Origin of the sequence: Frankia tisae (genome assembly GCF_025403405.1) — a bacterium.
GTDB classification, from domain to species: Bacteria; Actinomycetota; Actinomycetes; order Frankiales; family Frankiaceae; genus Frankia; species Frankia tisai.
This window is the reverse complement of record NZ_JANEZT010000538.1, coordinates 1-3174: the sequence shown is the minus strand read 5'-3', so window position 1 is coordinate 3174 and position 3174 is coordinate 1. Positions and strand designations below refer to the sequence as shown.

Below are 3174 nucleotides of genomic sequence, written 5' to 3'. Positions count from 1 at the left end.
GCCGCGGTTGCCGCGGACCGCCATGGGGCCGTCGCCGATCGTCGTGGGGTTACCGCGATCGCCGACGACCTCGCCAGCGCCTACGCCGCCGGGCTGCGCCGTGCCGTCGGGCAGGTCGCCGGTCTCTGGCTGGTCATCATGCTGGTGCCGCTGGTCGCGACGCTCGGCTGGGTGCGGGCGCGCCCGGTCGCGGCGCTGCTGTGGGTGGCCCTCGCGCTGGTGGTCACCGAGACCGCACGGCGGGTTCGGGACCGGCCGCTCGGGCGCGCCGAATCGGCTGTACTGCTGGCGGTGAGCCTGGCTGTGACCGTCGTCAGCACGGCGAACACCCGAGGGCCGGACATCGTTCGGATCGCCGACTGGCCGCTGTATGTCCTGCCGCTGCTGCTGGCGTTCATCACCGCCTCCCGGCCGCGGCGGGAGTGGATCGCCGCCACGGTGGTGGCGATCCTGCTGCTGGTCGGGCTGGTTCTTGTCCGGGACACGGGCAATTCGCTCGTGTTCGCCCGGCTGAGCTCGAGCATCTACGGGACGTGCGGCGTCCAGATCGTCACCGCCATGCTCGGCCCGCTGCTGCGTGCCACCGCCGACACCACCGCGCGCACCCTGGCGGCAGAGGCGGAGGTCGCCGCGCGCATCGATGCCCTGCTGATGATCCGCCGCGAGCGCATCCAGTGGTTGGGCACCGTCGAAGCGGACGTGCTGCCGCTGCTGGCGGGGATCGCCGACGGCCGGCTCGACCCGAGGACGGCGGCCGTGCGCAGTCGCTGCGCGGTGCGGGCCGCCGTGATCCGCCGGATGCTGACCGGCGGCGGCCCGTCATCTGCGCTGGCGGATCTGGATCCGGTGCTCGCCGACGCCGAGAACGCGGGGATCAGCGTCGAGGTCCAGCTCTCCGGCGATCTGCGCTCGGCGCCGGCGCCGGTGCGGGTGGCATTGGCCGACCAGGTCGGCGCGGTGCTCGCCGCGGCCCCGGGCGGGCGGGCGATCGTCACGGTGCTATGGGCGCCGGACGGGGGGAGCGTCTTCGTCGCGTTGCCCTGGCCGGACGGGGTGCCGCCGCCCTGGTCCGACGGTGCCGGCGACACCTGGCCGGCTACCGGGCTCGAGGTGGGCGCCCCCGAAGTGGAAATCGGCGTCGATCTGGACGATCAGTGGCTGAGCCTGGAATTCACCTGGCCGCCGTCCACCCGCGCCGCGCCGACGGCCCGCGCCGGGGAGGCCCCCGCGGCGGGCCCGGCGCGGCACGGGTTCAGTACTCGTTGACGATCCGCCGCAGCACCTCGGGCGTGGACGCCGGCGTCGTGCTGTCGACGCTGAGCCGGTTGTAGACCTCCATGTACCGGTCGACGTCCTCGCGCTTGTCCAGGTAGGTGGAGCCGGTGAGCTGCTCGAGGTAGACGACGTCGGGCAGGTCCATCTCCGGGAAGCGCAGGATGGTGAACGCGCCGCCCTCGGCCGCGTGGCCCCCGAAGGCGAAGGGCATCACCTGCAGGGTGAGGTTCTGCAACGGCGCGAGGTTGATCAGATGTTCGATCTGCGCGCGCATCACCTTCGGGCCGCCGATCGGCCGGCGCAGCGCCGCCTCGTCAATGACCACCCACAGTCGCGGCGGGTTCTTGCGGTAAAGCAATTTCTGTCGGTTGATGCGGACGCTCACCCGCCGCTCGATCACGTCGACCGGCGCCCCGCTGCTACCCTGAGTGATGATGGCTCGCGCATAGTCTTCGGTCTGGAGCAGGCCCGGAATGAACTGCAGCTCGTAGGTGCGGATCAGCTGGGCGGACTCCTCGAGCCCCACGTATGGCTGGAACCAGGTGGGGAGAACGTCGTTGAAGTTTTGCCACCAGCCGGCGGTGTTCGCCTCGCGCACGAGCGACAGCAATGGAGCTCGCTCGGCTTCGTCCGTGACCTGATAGAAGGTCAGCAGGTCGGCGACATCCCGCTCTTTGAAGCTGACTCGTCCCAGCTCCATCCGGCTGATCTTCGACTCGGAGGCGCGGATGTGGTATCCAGCGGTCTCCCGACTGATGCCCTTCTCCTCGCGAAGTCGACGGAGCTGAGAGCCGAGCAGGATCCGACGCACGGTCGGCCCACTTCCCGGCTGAGCTGTCGTCACGGTCGGCCCCCTCGCCATCGGTCAACGCAAGAGTATGACATCTGATCTTCTAGATCCGGATATGTGGCTGGTTCTCTTGTCTGGGCGACAGCTGCTTGTTTAGCGCAGCGAGGGTTATTTGTATACACGCTCACAGAGGGTGCTGGCGGTGGGCGTCCGCTGGCCTGGTGGTGTAGACGCCCCCGAAGGTGCGGCCGGGGACCGACGGTAGCTCTCAGTGATGCGAACCCTCCGATCTGTTCCGGAGTTGCCGTATCGAGCCGCTTCCATTCCCCTCACCCCCTTCGGTCCTCCCGCTCGCACTCTCTCGCTCCACTCTCTCGCGTTCCCGCTCGCCCGCCCGGCCCGTGGTGTCCACGTTCCCCGGCACTTCGGACTCGACGTCACCCAGATGCTCCTGGGCTGCCGGTCGCCTCCGCGCCGGCGTGGGGCGCCGGTGCTGGCAGGGTTGCCTGTCGTCTGATTCCACCCGACCGCGGGGCCAGGTAGGACGGCCGACTCCCCACTCGGGTGAATTCCGCCGATGTCGACGGCCCGGTCGTGGTGCTCGCATCGCCCACCGGTGGTGGTCGACGAGGTTCCCACCCCAGCGGCGGCCGGAGATGTTCCGGCACCGAGATGGTGGAGCGCAGGTGCGACCGGTGAGGCTTTGCGTGGTGCGATGGCCTCCCTGGTGGTCCGACGATGGGTTCCCATTGCGTTGCTCCCCTGTGCGTTCGCGCGGCCCCGGGACTCGGCCGTCGCCGGCCGCGTCCCGATGTCCGACCTGTCGGGGCTATGAACTTTTACACCAGCGGGCTCCCCCCCGATCGACGTCCCTCGCCGCGGACGTCCCGGTGCCCTGCCGCGCTTGCGTGTCATTCCCGCAAGTCAGCGACCTCTATGTCGGCTACATCCCTTGATGCACCGTTGCGGAGTCGACGTCCGGTTGCGCAATTCATCACTTTGGGAATTAATTGGTGTGATTTGCTCACTCTTTCGGGTCATCTCTGCCGGCCCTGGACCAGGAGTGCTAGCGCTGCCGGGGGAGGCGGCCGCCTGCGGGACCGATGCGT

At 69.5% G+C, this 3174-nt stretch carries 1 protein-coding gene and 1 pseudogene; one reads left to right on the top strand and one right to left on the bottom strand.

The genetic code is table 11. The features are described 5' to 3' along the window. Nucleotides 1-1266: pseudogene (locus NBZ85_RS29440) on the top strand (histidine kinase); the annotation flags it as partial. Here the strand turns inward: NBZ85_RS29440 and NBZ85_RS29435 are convergent. After that, entirely contained in the window at nt 1253-2119 is an 867-nt protein-coding gene (locus tag NBZ85_RS29435; RefSeq protein ID WP_261560517.1) for a Sco1979 family transcriptional regulator, read from the bottom strand. The pseudogene NBZ85_RS29440 and the gene NBZ85_RS29435 sit on opposite strands and share 14 nt — an antisense overlap. Nucleotides 2120-3174: the final 1055 nt, after the last annotated feature.